Below are 22873 nucleotides of genomic sequence, written 5' to 3' on the forward strand. Positions count from 1 at the left end.
GAGTCGGTGCGCATCGACCTGCTCGGCGACCTCGGCAGCGCCCCAGCGGTTCTGCGCGCCGTCGGATACGCCGCCGCCGATCGCGGGCTGGCGCCGCCTGCCGCCGTGATCGGCGAGTGGTTCGGCTCGGGCGCGGTCATCGCGCCGACGGTCGATGTCGCGCCGGTCGACGCTTCACGTGCCTTCGACGTTCCCTGCGGGTCGGGTGATGGCGAGGCGGTCGGGGGCGGCTGGTTCGGTTTTCTGTCGTATCCGGATGCGGCGGCCGACGATCTCGGTCCGCGGATTCCCGAGGCTGCGGGCGGCTGGTCGGACTGCGTGCTGCGCCAGGACGGTGACGGGCGTTGGTGGTTCGAAAGCCTCTCCGACGCAACGCTTCCCGGGTGGGTGGCTGATGCGCTGCGGGTGCCGGTCGAGCCACGGCCGACGCACGTCGAGTGGGGTGAAGCCGATCGCGATGCGCACCGCCGGGGGATGCTGGACTGCCTCGATGCGATCGCCGCCGGGGAGGTCTACCAGGCGTGCGTGTGCACGCAGTTCCGCGGCCGACTCGAGGGCTCACCACTCGACTTCTTCGCCGACGCCGTGCACCGCACGTCGCCCGCGCGTGCTGCGTACCTGGCGGGGAGCTGGGGGGCGGTGGCGTCGTTGTCGCCGGAGCTCTTCCTGCGCAGGCGCGGTGAGCACATCGCGTCGAGCCCGATCAAGGGCACACTGCCGCGTTCGGCCGATCCGGACGCGCTGCGCGGCTCGGTCAAGGATGTGGCCGAGAACATCATGATCGTCGACCTCGTGCGCAACGACCTGGGCCGCGTCGCCGATGTCGGCACTGTCACGGTGCCCGAACTGCTGGTCGTGCAGCCGGCGCCCGGGGTGTGGCATCTGGTGTCGACGGTGTCCGCGCGCGTGCCCGTCGACGTGCCGATGTCGACAGTGCTCGACGCGACGTTCCCACCGGCGTCGGTGACCGGGACACCCAAGACGCGGGCACGCCAGCTGCTCGAGCAGTGGGAACCGGTGAGGCGGGGAATCTATTGCGGCACAGTCGGGCTGGCGTCTCCGGTGGCGGGGTGCGAACTCAATGTCGCGATCCGGACGGTGGAGTTCGACGCGTCAGGAAATGCGGTGCTCGGTGTCGGCGGCGGTATCACCGCGGACTCGGATCCGGACCGCGAGTGGGAGGAGTGCCTGCACAAGGCGGCACCGATCGTCGCGTCACGTACGCGACCGCAGCACCGCGTCGTAGAGCTCACGCCGTGACGGCGAGCCCGGATTCGCCGCGACCACGTCGGCGCAGGCGTCCTTGACCCGTGCGCCGTCGTCGACCAGCTTGTGGACCGCGGCCACCAGCGTCTCGAGGTCCACTTTCGGGACGGCGCCGGCCAGCACGACGGTGATCTCGCCGAGCACCCCGTCGGCGGCCCAGTCGGCGAGCTCCTCCAGCCGGCCCCGGACGATCTCCTCGTGCGTCTTGGTCAGCTCCCGGCACACTACGGCGCGGCGGTCCGGCCCGAGCACCTCGACAGCGTCGGCGAGCGTGCCGGCCAGCCGGCGGGGCGACTCGAAGAACACACAGGTGCGCTGCTCGGTCGCCAACGTCGTCAGCCACGTCTTGCGGGCGGTCTGCTTGCGGGGCGCAAACCCCTCGAAGCAGAACCTCTCGGCCGGTAGCCCGGAGACCGCCAGCGCCGTCGTCACCGCCGACGGGCCCGGCAGGCAGGTGACCGGGAGTCCTGCCTCGATGCATGCCGTCACCAGGCGATAGCCGGGGTCGCTGATCAGCGGCATCCCGGCGTCGCTGACCATCAGCACCGACGCGCCTGCCCGAATCCCGTCGAGCAGGCCCGCGATCCGCGACGCCTCGTTCTGGTCGTAGAGGCTGACCACCTTCGCGGTCAGCCTCACCTCCAGCGACTGGGCCAGCGTGCGGACCCGGCGGGTGTCCTCGGCGGCGATGACGTCGGCGCTGCCCAGCGCGCCGACCAACCGCGCCGAGGCGTCGGAGGGCTGACCCAGGGGCGTGGCGCCGATGAGCAGTCGTCCGGGGCTCATGCCGACAGCCTACGATCGCTCTCGTGACCGCCCCCGCCACCAAAGAGCCGCGCGCGGTCCCGGTCATCAGCCCCGCGCCGCAGGTGCCCGCCGCGGACTTCGGCCCGGTCGACCGGCTGCAGGGCTGGGTGATGACCGCCGTAATCGGCGCGCTGGCCGCGGTGACGCGGTTCCTCAATCTCGGATCGCCGACGGACGCCGGCACCCCCGTCTTCGACGAGAAGCACTACGCGCCGCAGGCCTGGCAGATGCTGCACAACCACGGCGTCGAGGACAACCCGGGCTACGGCCTGGTGGTGCACCCGCCGCTCGGCAAGCAGTTGATCGCGATCGGCGAGGCGCTGTTCGGCTACAACGGGCTGGGCTGGAGGTTCTCCGGCGCCGTGTGCGGCGTGATCGTCGTGATCCTGGTCGCGCGGATCACGCGACGCATCAGCCGTTCGACGCTGGTGGGTGGCATCGCTGGCCTGCTGGTGATCGCCGACGGGGTCAGCTTCGTCGCCTCGCGGACCGCGCTGCTCGACGGGTTCCTGGTGACGTTCGTGGTGGCCGCGTTCGGTTGCCTGATCGTCGACCGGGACCAGGTTCGCGAGCGCATGCATATCGCGCTGTTGGAGGGTCGCATCGGCGAGACGGTGTGGGGGCCGCGGCTCGGGGTCCGGTGGTGGCGGTTCGGCGCGGGGGTTCTGCTCGGATTGGCCTGCGCCACAAAGTGGTCGGGCGTCTACTTCATCGCGTTCTTCGGCGTCATGACGGTGGTCTTCGACATCCTCGCGCGGCGTCAGTACCGCGTCCCGCGACCGTGGCTGGGCGCATTCCGTCGCGATCTGGGGCCGTCGCTGTACGCGCTGGTGCTCATCCCGTTCGGGGTGTACCTCGCGTCGTACACGCCGTGGTTCGCCTCGGAGACGGCCACCAACCGCCATGAAGTCGGGCAGTCGATCGGCCCGGACAGCGTGTTGCCGATCCCCGATGCGTTGCGCTCGCTGTGGCACTACACGCATGCCGCGTACCGGTTTCACTCCGGGTTGACCAACGCCGACGGAAACCATCACCCGTGGGAATCGAAGCCGTGGACGTGGCCGATGTCGTTGCGCCCGGTGCTCTATGCGATCGACAACCAGGACGTGCCCGGGTGCGGGGCGCAGTCGTGCGTGAAGGCCGTGATGCTGGTCGGCACGCCCGCGATGTGGTTCCTGGCGGTGCCGGTGCTGGGCTGGGCGGTGTGGCGGGCATTCGTCAAGCGCGACTGGCGTTATGGCGTCGCGCTGGTGGGCTACAGCGCGGGCTTCCTGCCGTGGTTCGCCGGCATCGACCGCCAGATGTACTTCTTCTATGCGGCGACGATGGCGCCGTTCCTGGTGATGATGATCGCGTTGATTCTCGGCGACATCCTGCACAAGCCGAACCAGAACGCCGAACGCCGAACGCTCGGGCTGATCGCGGTGAGTTGTTATGTCGCACTGGTGCTGACGAACTTCGCGTGGATGTACCCGATCCTGACCGGCATCCCGATATCGCAGAACACCTGGAACATGCAGATCTGGCTGCCGTCCTGGCGTTGAGAGTTCGGCGCGGAAGCCACGCTAGTCGGCTCTCGGACACTAATTGTTTTCGCGAAACACACACGAGGGTCGCAGTCGACGAGTTATCCACAGCCCTGGTGTAGATCTCGCGAATCGTGGGTCGACTTGTCAGTGCGCGCACCCAGCATCCGACGCATGGAACGAGCTTTTCTCGGCAACGAACTACTTGAGGGCGGCCTCACTCGCAGCCAACTACGCTGGCGCTACAGGTCTGTTCACCCCCGCGTATACGTGCCACGGGCCGCCTTGCCATCGCTCCAGCTCGAGGCGCACGCGGCTTGGCTCTGGAGCAATCGGCGGGGCATCGTCGCCGGGCGAGCGGCGGCTTCACTTCATGGAGCCCAATGGGTCTCACCCGGAACGGTAATCGAATTGATTGGCCCGCGCGAGCGACTCAGATCAGGTGTGGTCGTTCGGAATGAACGGATCGATTGGGATGAGATCTGCACGATCGGTGAACTCGCAGTCACCACGCCGGCTCGCACAGCGCTGGATCTGGCTCGACACCTGAACCGCGACTTAGCCGTAAGGCACCTCGACGCATTAGCGGCGGCGACCGGCGTGAAGGTGGACGACGTAGCGCCGCTCGTAGAGCGGTATCGCGGTTGGCGGGGAATGAAGCGCGCTCGCATCGCACTGGACCTGATGGATGGCGGTGCTCAGTCGCCGAAGGAGACGTGGCTGCGCCTCCTCGTCCTGGACGCAGGGTATCCACGGCCTCGCACACAGATCCGGGTTTGCGACGGTGCCGCCGAGGCTTTCCTCGACATGGGTTGGGACGAGCCGATGATCGCGTTGGACTATGACGGTGAGCAGCATCAGACCGACCGACCTCGATTCGTTCATGACATCGGACGCAACGCGATGGTCGAGAAGCAGGGTTGGCTCGACATCCATGTGGTCAAGGAGCACAGCCGCGGCTTCACGCTGCACCGGCTACGGGAAGCCGCTGAGCGTCGCGGATGGTCTCCGCTCGCGAGGTGTACACCAGGGTCGTGAGAGCCGGCAAGCTGACGGCCCTGGTGTACGTCTCGCGAAACTGCAGATGCTATAGCGGGTCGCGGCCGGCCGGGCACGACATACACCGCGGGCCGCCGCGGCCGGTGCCAAGTTCGGACGCCTGGATCGGCAGCACCTCGATACCGGCATCCGCCAACCGCGCATTGGTTTCGACGTTGCGCTCGTAGGCGACCACCACACCCGGCGCGAGTGCGAGCGTATTGTTGCCGTCGTCCCACTGCTCACGCTCGGCCGTCACCGGGTCCAACCCCGTGGCGATGACGCGTAACCGGTCGATACCCATCGCCGTCGCGGCGGCGTCGACGAACGGCACCTCGTCGTCGATGCGCACTCCGCCGTTCCCGTCACGATGAATCGCGAACGCCGACAACGAATCCACGACCGGCGGGTACATCACCACCGCGTCGACGTCGACCATCGTGCACACCGTGTCGAGATGCATCTGCGCTCGCGACTGCGCGATCGGCACTGCCAGCACGGTGTGGGCGAGGTCGTCGTCGAAGAGGCTGCGCGCCAATGCTTCCGCGCCGGCCGGTGTGGTCCGCTCCCCCACCCCGACCGCCACCACACCAGGCGCGAGCAGCAGCACGTCTCCTCCCTCGACCGGCGCCGACCGCGATTCGTAGGCCCGCCGAACACCGAGGAATCGCGGGTGATGTGCGTAAATCACGTCGGTCAGCGAGGTCTCGCGCACCCGCGCCGGCAGCGCCAGCGACGTGATCGCCACTCTCGGGCCGATCCAGAACGACGAGTCGCGAGTGAACAATAGATTCGGCAGCGGATCGATGACGAAGTCACCCCCGTGATGCATCCGCCGAACCAGCGACAGCTCCGCACCCGAGAGCGGCAACTCGTTGAACGTCATACCCGCCATCAGCACATGGGCCAGCGGTGCGGGCTCCAGCGCGCGAAGGTACGCCGAAAGTTCCTGCGCCAACGGCAAACCCAGCCGTCGTGGATCGACTGCCGCAGCGATCCCGTGCATCCGTGCCGCGCCACTGTGCGACAACGCCTCGGTCAGCAGATCGGCGAGTAGCATCACCTCGACGCCCCGCTCGACCAACAACGCGGCGAACGCGTCGTGTTCGGCCTGAGCCCTGGCCACCCAGGGCAGCCCGTCGAACAACAGCGCATCGTTGTTGCGCGGCGTCAACCGCTGCAACTCGGCGCCGGGCCGGTGCAGGATGGCCGCAGTCAGCCGACCCACCTCAGAGTCGCAGCCCAACGTCACATCTAGCACCGTAACCCGCAACCCCACCTCAACTATGGTTGATGTTATGGAGTTGATTCACGAGCTGACTCCCGGCGAGATGTCCGCTCGCAGCGGTGTTGCGGTTTCGGCACTGCACTTCTACGAGCGCGAAGGCCTCATCCACAGCAGACGCACCTCGGGCAACCAGCGCCGCTATGCCCGAGAGACCTTGCGCCGTGTCGCGTTCATCCGGATGTCACAGCGGCTCGGAATCCCCTTGTCCCGCATACGAGAAGCACTGGCCACCCTGCCCGACGACAGGGTGCCGACGAGTAAGGACTGGGCCAGGCTGTCGGCGGGCTGGCGCCAAGACCTCGACGACCGCATCCTGCACCTGCAACGCCTGCGCGACAACCTGACCGGCTGCATCGGCTGTGGCTGCCTGAGCCTGAAGACCTGCGCGCTGACCAACCCCGGAGACGTCCTCGCCGAACAAGGACCCGGCGCGGTGCGGCTCTGATGCATCGAACGCTTGTGCGATAGAATCACGGCCATGGAGCTGGCGCTGCAGAGCTCGCTGTTCGAGCACGCCGAACGCCGCCATCTCGGCAACGGGGCCTGGATCGACTTTCGATCCGGGTGGTTGGACGATGCCGACTCGCTGTTCACCGAGCTGTCCGAGGTCGTCCCGTGGCGTGCGGAGCGCCGGCCGATGTACGACCGCGTCGTCGACGTCCCGCGCCTGGTCAGCTTCCACAACCTGGTCGATGACCCGCCGCCGCATCCACGCCTCAAACAACTCCGGCGTCGCCTCAACGACGCCTACGCGGGTGAACTCGGCGAGCCGTTCACCACCGCGGGGCTGTGCCTGTACCGCGACGGCAACGACAGCGTGGCTTGGCACGGTGACACCGTCGGTCGCAGCAGCACCGAAGACACCATGGTCGCGATCATCGGCTTGGGTGCGACCAGAACGTTCGCGCTTCGGCCACGCGGCGGGGGCAAGTCGCTGAAGCTGCAACATGCGCACGGCGACCTGCTCGTGATGGGCGGGTCGTGCCAGCGCACGTGGGAGCACGCGATCCCCAAGACGACGCGCCCCGTGGGTGTCCGGATCAGCATCCAGTTCCGCCCGCACGACGTGCGCTAGGCCCTCACCGCGTTCACCGCCGCGACCAACAGGTCACGAGCGCGCTGCGTGTCGACCTTCGCGACGGGTTTGTCGGGCAGCACCAACGGGTTCGCGGTGACGATCACCAGGAACGGTCCGAAGCTCGCGAGGTAGTTGTAGAGCTCGCCGGTGCGAGGCTTACCGTCCACCGTCGTCTGCACCACGCGGTGAGTTCCCAACGTCTGTGCACCCTCGATCTGGGGTGCCTCGACGACCTCGACCAGCCCGCGCATCGCACCGCCCGCGAATCCGACCTTGCGACAATTCTCGGCCGGTGCATTGACCGACGCGGTTTCGGACGTCTCGACCGCGATCGTGATGAACCGGTTGCCATCGCCCTCGGCCGTCGTCGCCGCCATATTGCCCTTGGCGCCCGCCGGGACCATCTGCTGGTTGGCGAACGATGCACAGTCGGATGGCTCGAACTTCACGCCCTCGGGCAGTTCCTGGCGTGCCAGCAACCGCGGGTCGATCCCGGTCGGCCCGACGTCGGTGACCTTGAAGCCGGGTCCGAAGCTGGTCCGTACATCCTTGACTCGCCCGATGTCGGCGTGCGACAGATCGTCGCTCGGCTGGCCGTTCCCACACGCGGTGAGCGCAGCGGCGCACGCGACCGCGACCATGGCCCTCTTCGACATCGCCGCACAATGTACCGGGCAACGACGGCTCAGCCCCGTAACGCGGACACCGTTTCGGTCAACAGGTGGGCGGCGAAATCCGGACCGAGTTGAGGATTGGGTGAACCCGGGTCGGTGACGACGGCGACGAAGGCGACATGGTCACCCAGGTAAGCCGTGACGGTCTCGGCGCGTGACAGCGTTTCAGTGCCGCCTTCCACGACGGTTCTGCTCGACGTCGCCATCGCGATGGTCGACGCCGCGTCGATGGCCGGGGCGGGTTCGAGCGTGACAGTTCCCGTCGTGCGTCCGCCGGCAATGGTCCAGCGCGCGCACTCGTCGACCACCGCCGGGTCGAGCTCTCCCGACGCGGCGGCGACGACGGCGTAGACGATGCCGCCGGGCCCCGACGCGGACCATCCGTCGGTGCGGGTTGCGCCCGCGGCGGGGTCGGCCAGCGCGGCACATCGTTCGGGGTCGGTTGTCCACTGCGCACCGTATCCCCACGCGGTGATCGGGCCGACGTGGCCGACGAGGTCGGTCACCTCGTATCCGGCCGGCAGCGCGGTGCGCGCGCGATCGATTCTGGCCGGGTTGACTTGTGCGGGCCCCTCAGACGACGACTGGTCGGCAGGAGACGAGCCGGGATCGGTTCCGCACGCGCCCACGCAGATCATCAGCACCGCGGCCGCGACGATGCAACGATCGGCGGCCCTTCGGCGATCAACAAGTGGGGGCATCGACCCTCATGATTGGAGGCTGTCATGGGTGCTCTTCGGAGTGTGGCAGCAACAGCAGCAGCGGCGGGCGCCATTCTGGTGCCCGCGGGTCCTGCCGCCGCACAACCGGTGCAACCGGGTGACGCGCCGCGCACGATCGCCGAGTTGGAGGACCAGGGCTACGACGTCGTCATCGACCGGGTCGGCAGTGGCCCGATCAACGAGTGCATCGTCACCAGCGTGCGCAACCCACAGGAAGTCACCCAGACGTTCGCGGTCGGCAAGGGTGAAGACCGCGAGTTCATCACGGTCGTGGTGAGCAGATCGATCACCGTCTCGCTCAACTGCTCCCGCTGATCGCGTCAGGCAGCGGCGTCCTTTGCGTCGGACTCGCCGCCCGTCTCACCGCCGGCAGGCGTGCTGTTCGGCTCCGAAACCGTCTCAGCGCTGCTGGCCTCGTTGCGATCCGGTCGACTCGCGGGCGAGGGACCCAGCCGAACCGGTTTGTCGAACGAGATCGGTCCGCGCAGCTTCGGCAACTTGGGCAGCTTGGGAAGCGCAGGCTTGAACCCCATCCTGGGTGCCTTGCCGGTGACGGCGCCGTTTCCGGTCGTCTCGGCGCCCGTGCTGTCGACGCCTCCCTCGACCACCACTTGTTCGCGGAGGTTCGTCGTCGCACCTTCGTCGCCGGACGGTGTCGGGTTCTCGACGACCTGAATGGTCGTGTCTTCGACCGGAGGCGTCTGGCCGAGTTGGTCACCCTCGGGTCCGGCGTCACCGGTGACGGGCGCTAGGCCGTCGGTGACGACGGTCTGCTCGCTTCGGTCAGCGTCTCCCGCGTGCGCCCACGACATCCTCGTCACGGCGTTGTCTTCGACCGTCGTCGCAGTGCTGTCTTCTGCTGGGTGCGTGGGCAATTCGGGCCCGCCGACGCCGAAGGGGCTGGTGGTCTCCTCGGTGCCCAGCGGGCGGTCCCCGGAGACCTCCTCGATCGCGTCGTCGAGGCCCGTCGGGATGGATTTCACCAGATTGATCGCCGTGGCGATCGGGTTCCGGAACGGCAGCAAGCCGACCTTCGTCGCGACACCCGGGTTCACGTCGCGGGCATAGGCGCCCTCGATCAGCACCCGAAGCGGTGCATCCAGCGCCGTCAGGATCGGCGACGGCGCAAATGCTTCGAACGGCATCAGGATCGGCAGCCGTTCAGCCGGATACAGGTAGTAGTCGGTGTCGCCGTAAGAGCCTTGATAAACGGCGTCGTCGAAGTTCTCGTTCTGCAGATCGCCGTGTAGGTAGTAATAACTGGCCAGTGAGTTGGCGATAGCCAACACGTTGGTGAGGCTGGCGGGTGCGTCGCCTCCGAGAAGGTCGTACTGGGCCGCGGCGTCGACCGTCGGCATACAGGGGCCCTGATCGCAGCTGTCCGTAGGTGTTGCGCCGTAGAAGGTGATGCCGATGATCGGGATCGTGAGGCCTTCCGGGCCGCGGGCGAGGATGCCGCCGTTGGGGCGCATCGGATTGGCCAGCAGGAAGAACGAGGTCTCGCCGGCGTCCCTCGGGTTCGCGATGAGGTCCCGCTTCACCAACGAAGCCACGACGGCGCTCTGCGAATAGCCGAAGATGACGTAATCCTCATCTGCAGGAGGGGCTGTCACCGGTTGATCCGGATCCTCGATGTCGTAGCTGGCGTCGGGGTTGTAGACGCAGGCGGAACTGCTTCCTCGAACGCAGCCGTTGAGACTCGTCACGCCTTCGTCCACAGAATCATCGAAGGTCTTGCTCCCGAACACCGGGAAGAATGCCGCAGGGTAGACGACCGCATAGACATTGCCGTCGACGTCGTCGATGGGCGGGACGCCGGGACTCGTCGTTGCAGTACCCGAGGCCGGATTGATGAATCCCAGAACAGCGTTGCTCAAGTACTGGCTGATGTATGCGGGGTCATCGGGTGGCGAGGTCAACGGATGTTCGGTACCGCCCATGATCAACGCGCTCGCCGCCAGTTGAACCGCGGTCGCGGTCGTCCACGCCACCGCCACGGCGATCGCTGCGAACAACGCCAGAACCATCGCCCCCAGCGAACGCGTTGTCGTCTTCAGTCGAGCATTCCGACCCCGCATCGCGTCTCCCTCTCACCCTATCGCCGCTGTCACGCAGAAACGTCTCCCAGCTAACCACGTAGGAGGCCCGTAGCAAAATATTGTTCCGAACGGCAACACCTGCCTAACCGCTGTTACGGGCGTTTTCTACTGCAAACGCCGAAAGGCGGCCGTAGGCTACGGCGCAGACCAGACCGATGGAGGAGCAAATGGGTACGTCTATGAGGGCCGGCATCATCGCGGTCGCGGCCGTGGCACTCGGCCTTGGCCTCGCCGGCTGCAGCTCGGACACCGAGGGCGAGGCGACATCCGATACGACGACCTCAGAGGAAGCGACCACATCGGAAACCAGTGCCTCGCCCGCACCCCCCACGTCGCCGCAAGCCCAGGGCGCGAACTACACAATCGTCGACTACATTCGCGAGAACGACATCACGGAGACCCCGGTTCAGCGCGGCGACCCCGGTTCGCCGACCATCGATCTGCCGATTCCGCCCGGCTGGAGCGACGCCGGACCACGTAAGCCCCAATGGGCTTATGCCGCAATAGTTTCCGATGACTCGGCCATGGCACAAGACCCCCCGACCATCATCGCGCTGGTGTCGAAACTGAGCGGCAACGTCGACCCGGCGAAGATCCTCGAGTTCGCGCCCGGCGAGATCATGAACCTACCCGGATACGATGGCGCACAGGAAGGCTCGCCCTCCACGCTCTCTGATTTCGAAGCGGTGCAGATCGGCGGAACGTACACCAAAGACGGTGTCCTACGGGCGATCGCGCAGAAAACCGTCGTGATCCCTGGACAAGACGGGTTGTTTGTTTTGCAACTCAACGCCGACGGCCGCGAGGATCAGATGACAGCCCTCATGGACGCCACGGGGGTCATCGACGAACAGACCAAGATCACCCCGTGACTCAGGCGCGCGAGACCGCGGACGCGGCCATGACCTGTTCGGCGGTCGGCCGAACCCCGGTATAGCGTTCGAACTGCTCGGCGGCCTGCAGCGCGATCACCTCAGCACCGGTGATCACGCCGATGCCCGCCGCGCGCGCGGCCTTGATGAGCGGTGTCTCCGACGGCATCGCGACCACATCGAAGACGGTGTGCGCGTTGGCGATGGCCTCTTCGCCGAACGCCGTTTCGTTGGCCTCACGCCCACCGGCCATCCCTACCGGAGTGACGTTGACCAGTACGTCCGCGGTGCGCGCGCCGACCTCGGCGAGGTAGTCGTAGCCGAGCCGGTCGGCCAAGGAACGACCGGTCTCAGGATTCCTGGCCACGATTATGCCGTGGTCGAATCCGGCGTCGCGGAGCGCGGTCCCGACCGCACTGGCCATCCCCCCGCTGCCGTACACGAGCACGGACTGTGACGGTTGCAAACCGTGTTCGGCGATAAGCCCCTGCACCGCAAGGTAATCGGTGTTCGACGCGGTGAGCCGACCGTCGTCGTTGACGATTGTGTTGACGGCGCCAATGGAGCGAGCCGACTGCTCGATGTCGTCGACCAGCCCCAGCACATCCTGCTTGAACGGCATCGACACCGAACAACCGCGGATGCCCAACGCCCGCACTCCCCCGATCGCAGCGGCGATATCCGTTGTGGTGAATGCCTTGTAGATGAAGTCCAGGCCGAGCAGGTCGTAGAGGTAGTTGTGGAACCGGGTGCCGATGTTGCTCGGCCGACCCGCCAACGAGATGCACAGCCTGGTGTCCTTGGACAGCGGAACGCGCATCAGCCGACCGCCCGCACGACCTGAGTGACCATATCGCGGATCTGCCTGGTCAGTTCCGTCGAGAACGGCGGATTGGCCGGGCGCGGCACGTCGATGGTCGTGGTGACCACCCCGAGGTCATCTCGCTGCCAGTGTGCGCCGTGGCGGGTGAGGATGGTGCGCATGGGGTAGTTCTCGGCGAGCACACGCGCGGTGAAACGTTGTACGCCAAGGCCTTTCGCCGCGATCGCGAGCGCCCCCATGAGAAACGATCCGATACCTTTGTTCTGGTACGCATCGGCGACGAGGAACGCGACCTCGGCGACGGCCGGATCCGCTTCGTCGCGAACGAGCCGCGCGTCTGCGACCACCGGTCCGTCGGGACCGTCGGTCATCACCCACACGAAGTGGTGTTCGTAGTCGACCTCGAACAGGTAGCGCATCAGCGACCTGCTCGGCACGAGCATCGATTGGAAACGCCGGTACAGCGTCTCGCTGGAGAATTCGACGGGACCCTTGGATGTCCGTTCGTTGTCGCCCGGCAGCACGGGCCGCAAGAACAACTCCGTTCCGTCGCGCATCCGGACCGAAACGGGGCTGACGTATGCGGCGAGGCGCTGTCGGGCGGTGCTCAGCAGCCGGTCGAGCATGCCCGGGATCTCGAGCAGGATCGCGAACGCCTCGCGCGCCCCGACCCAACCGCGCACAGGTTCGGTGGCGATCACCGTCGCGGTGCGGGTGGTGTCCCGAAGCAATGCGATCTCGCCGACGATCATGCCCGGCGTCAGCCGCGCGACGGTGTCGTGCCCGTCGTCTCCGACGTGCGTGACCTCGGCAGCGCCGGAGCCGATCAACAAGAAGGACAACGCGAGTTCGCCCTGGTGCATGAGCACCTGGCCGGAGGCGGCATTCAGAGGCGTCAGCTGGGCCGCGAGCGGCACGAGATCCTCGGACCGATAGCCACGAAAGATTTCCAGCGCAGTGAGTTCGTCGGCGCGAACGCCGGTCAGGCCGGCCACCTCACGAGGCTACGGGCTGCTCCTCGCCACGAGCAAGGAACCGCGCGAGTCACCCGTCAGCGGCATCGGTCGCACGGCAATCACCGAATCGATCGACCAGCAAATCGTCGGGGTTGGCGCGGGTCGGCCGCGGCGCTCCGCCACCCGTCGGAAGACAAGTCGCTACATGATGTGCTGCATCGATGTACTCGGCGGCCGCCCGCAACCGCCAAGTTAGCACAACATCTGAACACCTAGACAGATATTGGGCCTCCCGCATAGGCTGCGCGGAGCCCTTCTGCGCGACGCCGAGGCCATCTGTGGAATCTGGGCCAGCGCGGGTACGCAGCGTCGACCCCCTCCAGAAAGGAAGCTCATGGCTGAGTACACCCTGCCTGATCTTGACTACGACTACGGCGCACTGGAACCGCACATCTCGGGTCAGATCAACGAAATTCATCACAGCAAGCACCACGCCACCTACGTGAAGGGCGTCAACGACGCAATCGCCAAACTCGAAGAGGCCCGCGCCAATGGCGACCATGCGGCGATCTTCCTCAACGAGAAGAACCTCGCGTTCCACCTCGGCGGACATGTCAACCACACCATCTGGTGGAAGAACCTCTCACCGAACGGTGGTGATAAGCCGACCGGCGAGCTGGCTGCCGCGATCGACGACCAAATCGGGTCGTTCGACAAGTTCCAGGCGCAGTTCGCCGCCGCCGCCAACGGCTTGCAGGGCTCCGGCTGGGCTGTGCTCGGCTACGACACCCTGGGTCAACGGTTGCTCACCTTCCAGCTGTACGACCAGCAGGCCAACGTCCCGCTGGGCATCATCCCCCTGCTGCAGGTCGACATGTGGGAGCACGCGTACTACTTGCAGTACAAGAACGTGAAAGCCGACTACGTCAAGGCGTTCTGGAATGTAGTGAACTGGGAGGACGTCCAGAACCGGTTCGCCGCGGCCACCAGCAAGGCATCCGGGCTCATCTTCTAGTCTCTAGCGGGGCGGCCTCGCGCGCCGCCATGGCGATGATGGAGGCGCTTGGCGATGAGTGACGGTCAGTTCAGCACGCATACAGAGCTTTTCGACCTCACCGGCAAGCGCGCCGTCGTCACCGGTGGCACGAGCGGCATCGGCGTGATGATGAGCCGCGGTCTGCTGCAGGCCGGTGCCAGCGTGGTGATCAGCTCGCGAAAAGCCGACGCCTGCGAACGCGCGCAGGAAGAATTGTCCCGGTTCGGCCAGGTGCGCGCGATACCTGCGGACCTCTCACGACACGACGAGTGCCTGCGGCTTGCCGACGAGGTGACCGGTGGCGGCGAGCCGGTGCACATCCTCGTCAACAACGCGGGTGCGACCTGGGGCGAGCCACTGGAAAGCTTCCCCGACTCCGCGTGGGACAAGATCCTCAACGTCAACGTCAAGTCGCCGTTCTGGCTCGTTCAGGCGTTCCTGCCCGCACTTCGTGCCGCAGGCACCGCGGACGATCCGGCCCGGATCATCAACCTCGGCAGTGTCGACGGCATCCGGGTGCCCGAACTGCCGACGTACTCCTACAGCGCCAGTAAGGCGGCCGTCCATCAGCTCACCCGTGTACTCGCCCGCGAACTGGGGCCGCAGCACATCACGGTCAATGCCGTTGCGCCAGGCGCGTTCCCGTCGAAGATGATGGCCGCGACCTTGGATGCGTTCGGCGATGAGATCGCGGCGTCGGCGCCGCTGCGTCGGATCGGACGCGACGACGACATGGCCGGGATCGCGGTCTACCTCGCCAGTCGCGCCGGAGCGTTCCTGACCGGGGCGATCATCCCCGTCGACGGCGGACTGGCCACGACTGCGAGCAAGTGACTCGAGGGCGACGGGCAGCGAGGCAGAGCTGTCTGCTCAACAAAGAGGTTGACCCCGCTGACCGCCTCGCGGGTGGCACCGGTGCAACCCTCACCGATCGCCACCCACTGCCGCGAACTGTGCCCCACTTCGCAAGGCGGTAAACCGAGCCATAAAACGAAGGGTAGGTCGTCACGCCGGCCGCGAGATTCCGGTGACTTCCGGTGCGATCATCGGGCGGCGGAAGCCTCGACTCTGACCTGATCAAACTCTGTGGAGCTAAGGGGAATCGAACCCCTGACCTACTCGATGCGAACGAACATTCCTCGACGTTTGTTGCGCAAGGCCATGTTGATTGTGCGAGAAACCCGCAGGTCAAGCCGTTGGCTGTGTTGGTTGCGAAGAGCACCGCGAAACTCTGCTGCGGACTGGCTGCGGACTGGCAGACCGCCGCGACAGTTCCAGCAAACTCCTCTCCTGGCGGACCTTGAGAGAGGTCCACCCGATCTGGATTTCGCGAAGACCCCTGCAACCACCAAAGGAGTAGCTATGAATCACAAACTCTGCTTTTCGTGCAAGAAGCTGCGGAAGATCTTCTACGTCGACCCGATCGAGCGCGGCTACTGCGCCGAGTGCGTGATCACCTTGCCACTGGGCTCGGTGGCGCGCGCTATGCAGTTCCTGGAGCTGACCGTGCCGTTCACGGTGGGCGATCGGGTGCATGCCTACAGTGGCGGCGAATGCTACGACGGAATTGGTTACGTCGCCAAGGTTGGCTTCGATATGGAGCACGGCACGCCGTTCGAGCCGACCTTCCATGTGGTGGTCGACGAGCCCGCCGATGAACTCGCACCAGCTCACGCCAACTACCTGCCCGTGCACCTGCGCACCGCAAGTCACGTTGAGGCTCGCTGACTTCGGCGCGGAATAAGTGCTGGTTGTCCTGTCCCGATCGGTCTTATGCCGCTTCGAGGGTGCGCTGGCGGTGCGCTGCGGCGGCGTCGATGATCCGCGACACCACCGAGTGATGCACCCCGACGTTCTTGGCAATCCCGTTCAACGGATCACCAGCGTCATGTGCGGCGAGGATGCAGGTAACCACCTCGACCGGCTTCCGCGTCACCTTCTGAACGACCAGCGCGGCCGCGAGTTCGCGCCGCGGATCGTCCGCGCTGACAGGCACGCTTTCCGTCGCGGCCGTGGCCGGGTTGGCGCGGTCCGCCGGAGCTCCAGCGCGGACTGAGTTGGCCGCAGCGTCGCGTTTCGAAGCCGCGGTGCTCGCGCCTGGAGCCGCGATAGCTCCCGCGCTACGAGTCGCGATACGGCTGCGGCGTGCGGGTTTATCGCCTATTGCGACGAGTGCAAGGGTGGCGACGCCGATTGCGAGGTCGATCACTAGCGGCAAAACCGGCGCGAGATCTGGACCGATGCCCGCGATTACCGCAAGGTCGCGCAGCGCGATAAACGACAGGATGAACGCGCCTGCCGCGAGGGCTGCGGTGGCGGCGACCGCGCCGCGGTAGACGGCACCCGAGGCGGTCGTCTTCGCTAGCACAGCCAGCCCATGGACGGACAACAGAAGGGCTACCGGCGGGACGGCGGCGACGCTCGCAGCCAATCACCGGCCATCAGACGTGGCCGTGAGGCACGCATGCGTTACGTTGCCTGTCAGCGAGACGGAGGTGGCGAGCATCAGCCATGCCCAGAAGAACGCCACGGCGTGGCGATGGTTGCGCCGGGTGATGTCGGACTGGGTGAGGTTGGGTGTCATCGGTCCTCCTCCGTAAGCGCATGTTCAAATCTCCGCCCGCCGATCGTGACCGTGATCCGCCCCTGGGCGCCGAGGGCGTTGAGGTAGTCGGACAACGTGCTCAGGAGGACATCGCTGCGGCGCTCAAGCTGAGAGACGCCGCCCTGCGTGATGGACAGACGAGCCGCCATCTCAGCTTGAGTTACCCCTGCCTCGCGCCGGATCTCGGACAGTTCGATCATCACATGATATTATCTCAATCTAATATCAGGTGTAAATGATAGCGGCATGGGAGTCCACCTCGACTTCGAGTTGTAGATCTCTGCGGCGGGAATGAGTCCGGGGGGATTGTGCTCGGTGAGACCTCTCTGCGATGCGATGTGGAGGTGATGACTTGGGGGCACTACGACCGGACACCTATAAGGATGCTGCGTGGGCCTACCGGATCGGGTACCTGAGTTTCGAAGAACTCCATCAAGTTGTGCAGGGACTGCAGCCGCCGGTACCGAGAAAGCGAGCCCATACCTTCCTGGAGGTCTATCAGTTCGCCGACGAGCCACCGGACCCGAACTCGTTCCTGTGGATCGACTACCTCACATTCTCCGGCCACCTCTCCGCAGCAGAACGGGAAGTGTTGAGAAGCGCTGCGTCTTCAGGTTTCGAGGGTGGCGGTTCTCGAACGGGCCACTCTCAGCACTCATCGCGGCCGCCCACATGAGTGAGTCAGGCAGGCTCTGTCGCCATAGCGGCACGGCTCGGAGGGCGTCCTCGTCGCGGAGTTCTTCAGGTGCCGCCATTTCGATTCGTCGCGCTGCATCTTCTTGGCCATGCTGAGCGGCATGTAGGGGTCACCGTGCTTGGCCCGTTGAAAAGCCAACATTTCGTCATCGCTCATTGCTGCCCACTCCTCGAAGGACGCGGACGCCCGCGCGCATATCCGTTAGCTATGCGCAAGCGCGGAATGTGGCTGCAGTCGATGGCGCGCAACCTGGCGTTCTCGGCCTCCTGCTCGGCCCATGTCTCTTCCAATACACGTTGTCGAGTGCGAATATCGGTCTCGGTGATGAGAGCGCCGGTACGCGCAATCTTGTCGGCCCAATAGGAGGCCCGTGAGCGGTGTTGGGAGACGCGCGGAGGCTGGGGCTCTGCGATCCACCCGCGCTCAGCGCTCATCGCAGCGCCTGCGGCTGACGGGGTCCATCTTTGACCACTTAAACCCTTGTGGGTCATGGCTGTTCATGCGATAGAACCGTTCGTTATCCGCCCGCAACTTGTCAATGTGCTCGTCTCGATTGTGACGCTCACACCCGTGTCGCGCCTCCCGCTCTCGCCTGCTTCAGCCATGAATGGCTCCGCGCAGTTGAGCCGCGAATCCGCGAGCCACGGTTGGCAGCGCGCCGTATGGCAAGTCGGTGCCGTCCTCCCAGTTAGCGAGGAGCATGTCCAGATGGCCGAGCAGGTCTCCGAGCGGGCGCATTGTTGCCCGGTCGACTCGCCGTTTCTGCTGTTCCCGCGTCTCAGCGGCACCTCTCATATGCGCAAACTTCTGCTGGATCTGCTCAGGTGTGAGGATGCGCCAGACGGCGGTGCCCGCCACATCCGTGCACTCGCAAAGCCATCGTTCGGGATTCTCAGCAGTCGGTGACGGATACGGATGGTGGCCCCGACGGCGATGCTTCTCGGCCCACTCTTCCACGTTCATCCTCAGACTCCGCATCGTCGGGCCTCCACCACGACTGGGAGGCGCTCTTGCCGACACCGGTTGGTGCCAGCCGCTTCGTCATCCGAGCCACCCACGAGCGTGGGGTTGGCGCACCATCTAGTCGGAGCTTGGCGATGGTGACTCGTGAAGCTCACTTCATTCTAGCTGTGCCACTTGTGGATCGCGGATTGCCCGGCATCATCGGCTCGATATATCAGCTACCTCAGACTGCTTGATCGGCCGAGAGGCATTGGCCCGCACGGTGTTGAGGATGTCGGCGATGTTGTCGACGTCGGCTCGGTGAACACCGACTCGGGTCCGGTGGCCGCGAATCCCTAGGGTACTCACGTATCCTCACGCCGAGGAGTTAGTCATCCGATATGCATCCGCCTACAGTAAGACGACGGCGATGGCCAGCGCCGTGCCCCCGCCGAAAACCCCGATGAAGGAACCGACCAACTTCCAAATCGAAAGCGGCGGCTGCGTGACATCGCGTCCGCTATCGACGAAAGCGGCGACAATGAGGGCCAGCACGAGGCTACCGGCGATGCCCATTCCCAACCTCGCCCACTGATCGGTGCTCAAGATTCCTCCCCTTGACGCGGTTGCGTCTGAGCCATCGCAAAGTCTTGGACGAGCCGTCTGCCCTAGTACTCCCCAGTGCTCGGCGGGTCGCCCAACTTTACGACGTGGTCACCATCCCATTTGAATCGCACAATGGTGAATGTCATGTCAGGACAAGCGTTGCAACTTCCCGGCACACCATACTTCAACACGACGGTGTCATCAGTAGTGAGCGCGGTATCTAACGAGGTGAAAGCGTATGGCGTCGGCGTGGCCGGTCCAACGTAACTCCCCTCGTGGAACAGCAAAACAAGCGATGGGGTACTACCAGTGCCCTCCGCAATGCTGATGAATACGGCGGACAACGTGGCGCAGGAGTCGAAATTACCTCCCTCTGTGATGACCGTCAGATCTGCCGGGGCATTCGGGAAGATGTCCCCAGGAGTGAAGCGACTGACCACCTGCTGGACCGGTGCTGACTCCTCACCTTTTATGCAGAGGGGCCGTTCTGAGGTGGTGGGAGGCGGGGGCGGCAGCGCGCTCGCCGATGATGTGCTTTGCGGCGGTGGAGTCGGCGATGTTGTCGGCAACACAGGGGTCGTCGTTTGGGGGTGCGTTGACGGGTTAGATCCCGTATAAGGCTGCTGCCACGGACGCCACGCCCATAAGGCACCACCAATTAAGAGTGTTGCCGCAACCAGGGCTGCGAGTAGCAATCGCCGCGACGATCGGTTCTTCGTTGGTTCGCGGGCTAATTGGCGTTCAGAAGTTGCACCGGGTGAGGAGGTTCCGGGAATCTGGGCTGGCGTAGTGGGTGCCGACGGTCGAGCCGTGACCTCCGCGCCGATTTGTTCAGTGAAGGCCAGCGCGAAGTCGCTGCATCGCGCAAACCGGTCCTCGGGCCTTTTACTCAATGCGGCTGCCAAGACTGTATCGAGAGGAGCCAGCGCTGGGTTTTTGTCTGACAGCCTGGGCGCTGGTGAGTTGAGGTGGCGGCTAATGACGACTGCTGGATTGGAGTTTGGGAACAGAGTCGACCCAGCGAGCAGGTGATAAGCGGTCGCTGCGAGAGCGTATTGATCCGCGCGCCCGTCGATGTCCTCACCCATCAACTGCTCTGGGGCGGAGTAGGCAACGGTGCCCACTGTCATGTTTGTAGTTGTAAGACCGCTGACGTCGTCGAGGTTGCGCGCTATGCCGAAGTCGGTCAGGAGCACGCGCCGCTCACCTTGCTCATCGACGTGGGTGAGCATCACGTTGGCGGGCTTGACGTCACGGTGAAGGAGGCCCTGCTTGTTCGCGTAATCCAGGGCGCTAGCCACAGCTGTGACGATCTTGGCGACCTCGTCGGCGGGCATACCGCCGGGATACCGCTCACGTAGCAGACGGCCCGCGTCGATGCCGTCGACGAAGTCCATCGAGATCCACAGTTGGCCTACGTGCTCACCTCGGTCGTGCACGCCGACGATGTGCGGATGCCACAGCGTTGATGCGAGATCCGCCTCCCGGTTGAACCGCGCCCGATAATCAGGATCGGCTGACCATTCCAACGGCAGCAGCTTGAGAGCATCACGGCGCGGCAATCGAGGATGCTGCGCCAAATACACCTCCCCCATGCCGCCCGCCCCGAGCATCCGCAAGATTCGGTACCCGGCGAACGTTGTTCCCTGGGCCAAGGGCATGGCTCAGCCTCCGTATGCTGTGTTGGCACCGTACTGAGCCTGACTCGGAGTGAAGCCGTCGAACTCCAGTTGCTGCACCAAGCCCGGAAGTGAGAATGAGGTGAAGCTCAGGTAGCTCTTAGCCTTCTTGACCGCTTGCTCATTCCAATCCACGCCGCCGGTGGCCTCTAAGCGCTCGACCGCGAAGGTGGCATCTGCCGTGCTGAATTGGTCGAACTCCAGTTGTTGGATTAGGCCTTGCTTGGAGAATCCAGCGAAGCCCAGGTAGCTCTTGGCTTTCGCGATTGCCTGGTCCTGCGCCGGGGTGAATCCGCTCCTGGTTGTCGTGGGCGTGACATCCATAGTGCGAGGCGTGTTTCCGGTACCGGAGGACGTGGACGGAGACTTTTCGCCGCCGTTACCAATGGAGGCGAGCACAATCAACGCCAAGACTGCCGCACCTACTCCGAGTCCGATCTTCAAGCCCGTGGACATGCCCGATTTCGCCGGTTGAGCAGGTAACGGCGTTGGTGCGCCGAAGTTGGCGTAGTTTTCGGTCCAAGTATTGCCGTCGAAGTATCGCTGCCGACTTGGATCAGATGGATCGGGATACCAACCCGCTCTCGGCTGCGTCATAAAGTCCCCCTCTGCCTAAACACCGACTTAGCTGTATCACCCAAAAGGGCGCGACGCGAACATCGCCGCAGCGTCCGACAAGGACCTACCTGTCGAATACGTGCGTCAGTTCGTCGCGCTTCTCGTTGAGCTGATTCTCGATGTAGAAGGCGTTCAGGAGCGAGATGGCCAACAACATTGCAGCGATGACACGAACCCACGTCGCAGCGCCCATGAAGAATGCGACAGCCGTGGCTACCCCGACTACAGCAACACCGGTCCACACCGGGCCTGAGCCGGTCAAAAGGCTGACTGACTGCATCGACATCACAAGTCCGACGACGGCGAGCACACAGACGCCTATTGCGACCGCTGTCTTCTTGCTCTTGCTGGAATCGTCCGGCACGCCTACCGGTTCGCCCCATTTTGCGCCGTCCCAGTAGATCTGTTTCCCAGGGTTCAGCGGGTCCGGATACCAACCGGGTTGTGAATTAGGTGGTGCGGTCATGTTTGCTGAGCGTAGGACACCCCGGCCTGGGACGGCAGCGATTCGAACGTATCGCCACGCCTACGGCTCCCCCTGGACCGTACTTAATGGCCCGCAAACAAGTTATAGGGAAACCCCTGATTCCTAACCTCTGCTAACGCCCCTACCGTTCTTACCTGAGCGCATCCAGACGGGGCTGGTACGCCGGGCCATCCAAGATCAATCTTTGAGGAGACGTGTTGATAGGCAAGAGGTTGATAGCGGCTGTTGCCCTCACCGCTGCTGCGCTAGGGGGTTTCGCAGCCGCCACGGTAATAAATCCCGGTACGGCCTCGGTCGTCATCACAGCCAGCTGTGCAAGTGACGAGTATGAGAACTCACAGGGCGACTGCATCCTTCGACCCACGGACTCCTCGCAGCCCCCCGAGGGCGCGACCTTCGTGTGCGAGGACGGCACGTACTCGTCGAGCGTCACGTCGCGAGGGGCTTGCTCACGTCATGGCGGCATCGATCATGCACTCTGAGAGGAACGCTTGATGCGCTATGGTTCGGCGATCGGAAAGCTCTCGCTCGCCCCTGTGATCCTAGGAGGCGGCATCGCAACCATCGCCATCAGCCTCGTCGGCGCTACCCCGGCATCGGCCACGCCCGAAGACGAGTATCAGTTCCTTCAAGCCATCGGCTCGCTGGGCAGCAGCTACGCTAGCTGGCCACACTTCCTGAGCGGCATGGAACCGGTGACTGTGGGCCATCAGGTCTGCGCGGCGCTGGACCGAGGCGGTGACCCGCTCACCCCAGTCCTTCAGGCTGCTGGAAATTCCCCATATCCCGATTACCCACGCGGCCATCTTCGCTGGATATGCGATTCATCACCTGTGCCCTGAACACGCTGGCAAAGTCGGGCCGGTGTAGCCCCCATAATCACCAAAATCATCACGGCAGGCTGTCGCCACCTATGAAAAGTGCCGAGGTCGGCCACAGTTGGGCGACAAGGAGGACGAGATGAAGCGTTCGAACGCTTTTCTGGCAGCTCTAGTCGCGCTGACAGCGCCCCTAGGCGCTATGTCACTGACTTCCCCGACTGTCAGCGCGGACG

At 64.9% G+C, this 22873-nt stretch carries 27 protein-coding genes and 1 riboswitch; of the genes, 12 read left to right on the forward strand and 15 right to left on the reverse strand.

Going from position 1 to position 22873, the window contains the following annotated elements:
• The first annotated feature begins 6 nt into the window (after positions 1 to 6).
• Complete coding sequence (locus A5790_RS15910; RefSeq protein ID WP_066845983.1) at positions 7 to 1260, forward strand: aminodeoxychorismate synthase component I; 1254 nt, start codon at positions 7 to 9, stop codon at positions 1258 to 1260.
• Here the strand turns inward: A5790_RS15910 and rsmI are convergent.
• A complete protein-coding gene (gene rsmI / locus A5790_RS15915) occupies positions 1216 to 2052 on the reverse strand; it encodes a 16S rRNA (cytidine(1402)-2'-O)-methyltransferase (protein ID WP_066845986.1) in 837 nt (278 codons plus the stop codon). The genes A5790_RS15910 and rsmI overlap by 45 nt on opposite strands.
• Before the next feature lie 23 nt (positions 2053 to 2075).
• On the opposite strand from rsmI, the gene A5790_RS15920 reads away from it, so the two are divergent.
• Both A5790_RS15920 and A5790_RS15925 read left to right on the forward strand, forming a co-directional pair.
• On the forward strand, positions 2076 to 3617 hold the full coding sequence (locus A5790_RS15920) for a dolichyl-phosphate-mannose--protein mannosyltransferase (protein WP_066845989.1): 1542 nt from the start codon (positions 2076 to 2078) through the stop codon (positions 3615 to 3617).
• 156 nt (positions 3618 to 3773) lie between these two features.
• Entirely contained in the window at positions 3774 to 4637 is an 864-nt protein-coding gene (locus A5790_RS15925; RefSeq protein WP_066845992.1) for a type IV toxin-antitoxin system AbiEi family antitoxin, read from the forward strand.
• A 49-nt stretch (positions 4638 to 4686) separates the two neighbouring features.
• Here A5790_RS15925 and arcA read toward each other — a convergent pair whose 3' ends face one another.
• A complete protein-coding gene (arcA, locus tag A5790_RS15930) occupies positions 4687 to 5898 on the reverse strand; it encodes an arginine deiminase (RefSeq protein WP_156656420.1) in 1212 nt (403 codons plus the stop codon).
• A 37-nt stretch (positions 5899 to 5935) separates the two neighbouring features.
• Between arcA and soxR the strand changes: the two genes are divergently transcribed.
• Together soxR and A5790_RS15940 are read left to right on the forward strand one after the other, a co-directional pair.
• Positions 5936 to 6370, forward strand: a complete 435-nt coding sequence (gene soxR, locus A5790_RS15935; RefSeq protein WP_064399538.1) for a redox-sensitive transcriptional activator SoxR — start codon at positions 5936 to 5938, stop codon at positions 6368 to 6370.
• Between the two features lie 33 nt (positions 6371 to 6403).
• Positions 6404 to 7000 (forward strand): alpha-ketoglutarate-dependent dioxygenase AlkB, encoded by a 597-nt coding sequence (locus tag A5790_RS15940; protein ID WP_066845998.1) that lies wholly within the window; start codon positions 6404 to 6406, stop codon positions 6998 to 7000.
• On the opposite strand, the gene A5790_RS15945 is transcribed toward A5790_RS15940, so the two are convergent.
• Positions 6997 to 7659: a DUF5642 family protein gene (locus A5790_RS15945; protein WP_066846001.1), complete on the reverse strand. Its 663-nt coding sequence runs from the start codon at positions 7657 to 7659 to the stop codon at positions 6997 to 6999. The genes A5790_RS15940 and A5790_RS15945 overlap by 4 nt on opposite strands.
• Before the next feature lie 29 nt (positions 7660 to 7688).
• Entirely contained in the window at positions 7689 to 8378 is a 690-nt protein-coding gene (locus A5790_RS15950; RefSeq protein WP_231987803.1) for a DUF5642 family protein, read from the reverse strand.
• Between the two features lie 24 nt (positions 8379 to 8402).
• Here A5790_RS15950 and A5790_RS15955 point away from each other — a divergent pair, with 24 nt between their 5' ends.
• On the forward strand, positions 8403 to 8714 hold the full coding sequence (locus A5790_RS15955; RefSeq protein WP_066846004.1) for a hypothetical protein: 312 nt from the start codon (positions 8403 to 8405) through the stop codon (positions 8712 to 8714).
• Positions 8715 to 8719: 5 nt separating this feature from the next.
• Here A5790_RS15955 and A5790_RS15960 read toward each other — a convergent pair whose 3' ends face one another.
• Positions 8720 to 10477 carry a PE-PPE domain-containing protein gene (locus tag A5790_RS15960; RefSeq protein ID WP_231987804.1) on the reverse strand — a complete coding sequence of 586 codons (1758 nt, stop codon included), beginning with the start codon at positions 10475 to 10477 and terminating at the stop codon, positions 8720 to 8722.
• 188 nt (positions 10478 to 10665) lie between these two features.
• Here A5790_RS15960 and A5790_RS15965 point away from each other — a divergent pair, with 188 nt between their 5' ends.
• On the forward strand, positions 10666 to 11370 hold the full coding sequence (locus A5790_RS15965) for an LpqN/LpqT family lipoprotein (RefSeq protein ID WP_066846009.1): 705 nt from the start codon (positions 10666 to 10668) through the stop codon (positions 11368 to 11370).
• Between the two features lies 1 nt (position 11371).
• Here A5790_RS15965 and A5790_RS15970 read toward each other — a convergent pair whose 3' ends face one another.
• Together A5790_RS15970 and A5790_RS15975 are read right to left on the reverse strand one after the other, a co-directional pair.
• Positions 11372 to 12190 carry a shikimate 5-dehydrogenase gene (locus A5790_RS15970; RefSeq protein ID WP_197696803.1) on the reverse strand — a complete coding sequence of 273 codons (819 nt, stop codon included), beginning with the start codon at positions 12188 to 12190 and terminating at the stop codon, positions 11372 to 11374.
• A complete protein-coding gene (locus A5790_RS15975) occupies positions 12190 to 13188 on the reverse strand; it encodes a GNAT family N-acetyltransferase (protein ID WP_066846015.1) in 999 nt (332 codons plus the stop codon). The genes A5790_RS15970 and A5790_RS15975 overlap by 1 nt, the downstream gene beginning before the upstream one ends.
• A 355-nt stretch (positions 13189 to 13543) precedes the next feature.
• Between A5790_RS15975 and A5790_RS15985 the strand changes: the two genes are divergently transcribed.
• The 3 genes from A5790_RS15985 (at position 13544) to A5790_RS15995 (ending at position 15913) form a co-directional block, all read left to right on the forward strand.
• Entirely contained in the window at positions 13544 to 14164 is a 621-nt protein-coding gene (locus A5790_RS15985; protein WP_066846021.1) for a superoxide dismutase, read from the forward strand.
• 54 nt (positions 14165 to 14218) lie between these two features.
• Positions 14219 to 15019 carry an SDR family oxidoreductase gene (locus A5790_RS15990; RefSeq protein WP_066846024.1) on the forward strand — a complete coding sequence of 267 codons (801 nt, stop codon included), beginning with the start codon at positions 14219 to 14221 and terminating at the stop codon, positions 15017 to 15019.
• A 528-nt stretch (positions 15020 to 15547) separates the two neighbouring features.
• Positions 15548 to 15913: a hypothetical protein gene (locus tag A5790_RS15995; RefSeq protein WP_066846027.1), complete on the forward strand. Its 366-nt coding sequence runs from the start codon at positions 15548 to 15550 to the stop codon at positions 15911 to 15913.
• Between the two features lie 43 nt (positions 15914 to 15956).
• On the opposite strand, the gene A5790_RS16000 is transcribed toward A5790_RS15995, so the two are convergent.
• The 8 genes from A5790_RS16000 to A5790_RS16025 form a co-directional block, all read right to left on the reverse strand.
• Entirely contained in the window at positions 15957 to 16553 is a 597-nt protein-coding gene (locus A5790_RS16000; protein ID WP_231987805.1) for a DUF2637 domain-containing protein, read from the reverse strand.
• Positions 16554 to 16616: 63 nt separating this feature from the next.
• On the reverse strand, positions 16617 to 16769 hold the full coding sequence (locus A5790_RS26250) for a hypothetical protein (RefSeq protein WP_231987806.1): 153 nt from the start codon (positions 16767 to 16769) through the stop codon (positions 16617 to 16619).
• The gene (locus A5790_RS16005; protein ID WP_082961743.1) at positions 16766 to 16990 is read right to left on the reverse strand and encodes a helix-turn-helix domain-containing protein; all 225 of its coding nucleotides are present in this window, start codon (positions 16988 to 16990) and stop codon (positions 16766 to 16768) included. Before A5790_RS16005 ends, A5790_RS26250 begins: the two co-directional genes overlap by 4 nt.
• A 1094-nt stretch (positions 16991 to 18084) precedes the next feature.
• Positions 18085 to 18450, reverse strand: a complete 366-nt coding sequence (locus tag A5790_RS16010) for a hypothetical protein (protein ID WP_156656416.1) — start codon at positions 18448 to 18450, stop codon at positions 18085 to 18087.
• Positions 18451 to 18488: 38 nt separating this feature from the next.
• Positions 18489 to 18600: riboswitch (SAM riboswitch) on the reverse strand.
• A 240-nt stretch (positions 18601 to 18840) separates the two neighbouring features.
• A complete protein-coding gene (locus A5790_RS25805; protein WP_156656417.1) occupies positions 18841 to 19035 on the reverse strand; it encodes a hypothetical protein in 195 nt (64 codons plus the stop codon).
• A gap of 62 nt (positions 19036 to 19097) precedes the next feature.
• A complete protein-coding gene (locus A5790_RS25505; RefSeq protein ID WP_082961744.1) occupies positions 19098 to 20696 on the reverse strand; it encodes an LppP/LprE family lipoprotein in 1599 nt (532 codons plus the stop codon).
• Between the two features lie 3 nt (positions 20697 to 20699).
• Positions 20700 to 21311 (reverse strand): Ltp family lipoprotein, encoded by a 612-nt coding sequence (locus A5790_RS25510; protein WP_082961745.1) that lies wholly within the window; start codon positions 21309 to 21311, stop codon positions 20700 to 20702.
• A gap of 85 nt (positions 21312 to 21396) precedes the next feature.
• Complete coding sequence (locus A5790_RS16025; protein ID WP_066846046.1) at positions 21397 to 21798, reverse strand: DUF2510 domain-containing protein; 402 nt, start codon at positions 21796 to 21798, stop codon at positions 21397 to 21399.
• A 215-nt stretch (positions 21799 to 22013) separates the two neighbouring features.
• Between A5790_RS16025 and A5790_RS25515 the strand changes: the two genes are divergently transcribed.
• A complete protein-coding gene (locus tag A5790_RS25515) occupies positions 22014 to 22301 on the forward strand; it encodes a DUF3761 domain-containing protein (protein WP_082961746.1) in 288 nt (95 codons plus the stop codon).
• A 12-nt stretch (positions 22302 to 22313) separates the two neighbouring features.
• On the forward strand, positions 22314 to 22661 hold the full coding sequence (locus A5790_RS25520; RefSeq protein WP_082961747.1) for a DUF732 domain-containing protein: 348 nt from the start codon (positions 22314 to 22316) through the stop codon (positions 22659 to 22661).
• The last annotated feature ends 212 nt before the right edge of the window (positions 22662 to 22873 follow it).

This window comes from Mycobacterium sp. 852002-51152_SCH6134967 (genome assembly GCF_001667105.1).
Taxonomy (GTDB): Bacteria; Actinomycetota; Actinomycetes; order Mycobacteriales; family Mycobacteriaceae; genus Mycobacterium; species Mycobacterium neumannii_A.

Excerpts from the sequence above, each read along its gene's own strand:
- A5790_RS15950 (WP_231987803.1), bottom strand. The coding sequence starts at position 8,378 with ATGCCCCCACTTGTTGATCGCCGAAGGGCCGCCGATCGTTGCATCGTC.
- A5790_RS26250 (WP_231987806.1), bottom strand. The coding sequence starts at position 16,769 with ATGACACCCAACCTCACCCAGTCCGACATCACCCGGCGCAACCATCGC.
- A5790_RS15925 (WP_066845992.1), top strand. The coding sequence starts at position 3,774 with ATGGAACGAGCTTTTCTCGGCAACGAACTACTTGAGGGCGGCCTCACT.
- A5790_RS15945 (WP_066846001.1), bottom strand. The coding sequence starts at position 7,659 with ATGTCGAAGAGGGCCATGGTCGCGGTCGCGTGCGCCGCTGCGCTCACC.
- A5790_RS15995 (WP_066846027.1), top strand. The coding sequence starts at position 15,548 with ATGAATCACAAACTCTGCTTTTCGTGCAAGAAGCTGCGGAAGATCTTC.
- A5790_RS25505 (WP_082961744.1), bottom strand. The coding sequence starts at position 20,696 with ATGCCCTTGGCCCAGGGAACAACGTTCGCCGGGTACCGAATCTTGCGG.
- A5790_RS25510 (WP_082961745.1), bottom strand. The coding sequence starts at position 21,311 with ATGACGCAGCCGAGAGCGGGTTGGTATCCCGATCCATCTGATCCAAGT.
- A5790_RS15985 (WP_066846021.1), top strand. The coding sequence starts at position 13,544 with ATGGCTGAGTACACCCTGCCTGATCTTGACTACGACTACGGCGCACTG.
- A5790_RS15940 (WP_066845998.1), top strand. The coding sequence starts at position 6,404 with ATGGAGCTGGCGCTGCAGAGCTCGCTGTTCGAGCACGCCGAACGCCGC.
- A5790_RS15965 (WP_066846009.1), top strand. The coding sequence starts at position 10,666 with ATGGGTACGTCTATGAGGGCCGGCATCATCGCGGTCGCGGCCGTGGCA.
- A5790_RS16005 (WP_082961743.1), bottom strand. The coding sequence starts at position 16,990 with ATGATCGAACTGTCCGAGATCCGGCGCGAGGCAGGGGTAACTCAAGCT.
- A5790_RS16025 (WP_066846046.1), bottom strand. The coding sequence starts at position 21,798 with ATGACCGCACCACCTAATTCACAACCCGGTTGGTATCCGGACCCGCTG.
- A5790_RS15990 (WP_066846024.1), top strand. The coding sequence starts at position 14,219 with ATGAGTGACGGTCAGTTCAGCACGCATACAGAGCTTTTCGACCTCACC.
- soxR (WP_064399538.1), top strand. The coding sequence starts at position 5,936 with ATGGAGTTGATTCACGAGCTGACTCCCGGCGAGATGTCCGCTCGCAGC.
- A5790_RS15970 (WP_197696803.1), bottom strand. The coding sequence starts at position 12,190 with ATGCGCGTTCCGCTGTCCAAGGACACCAGGCTGTGCATCTCGTTGGCG.
- A5790_RS15955 (WP_066846004.1), top strand. The coding sequence starts at position 8,403 with ATGGGTGCTCTTCGGAGTGTGGCAGCAACAGCAGCAGCGGCGGGCGCC.
- rsmI (WP_066845986.1), bottom strand. The coding sequence starts at position 2,052 with ATGAGCCCCGGACGACTGCTCATCGGCGCCACGCCCCTGGGTCAGCCC.
- A5790_RS25520 (WP_082961747.1), top strand. The coding sequence starts at position 22,314 with ATGCGCTATGGTTCGGCGATCGGAAAGCTCTCGCTCGCCCCTGTGATC.
- A5790_RS16010 (WP_156656416.1), bottom strand. The coding sequence starts at position 18,450 with ATGAACGTGGAAGAGTGGGCCGAGAAGCATCGCCGTCGGGGCCACCAT.
- A5790_RS15960 (WP_231987804.1), bottom strand. The coding sequence starts at position 10,477 with ATGCGGGGTCGGAATGCTCGACTGAAGACGACAACGCGTTCGCTGGGG.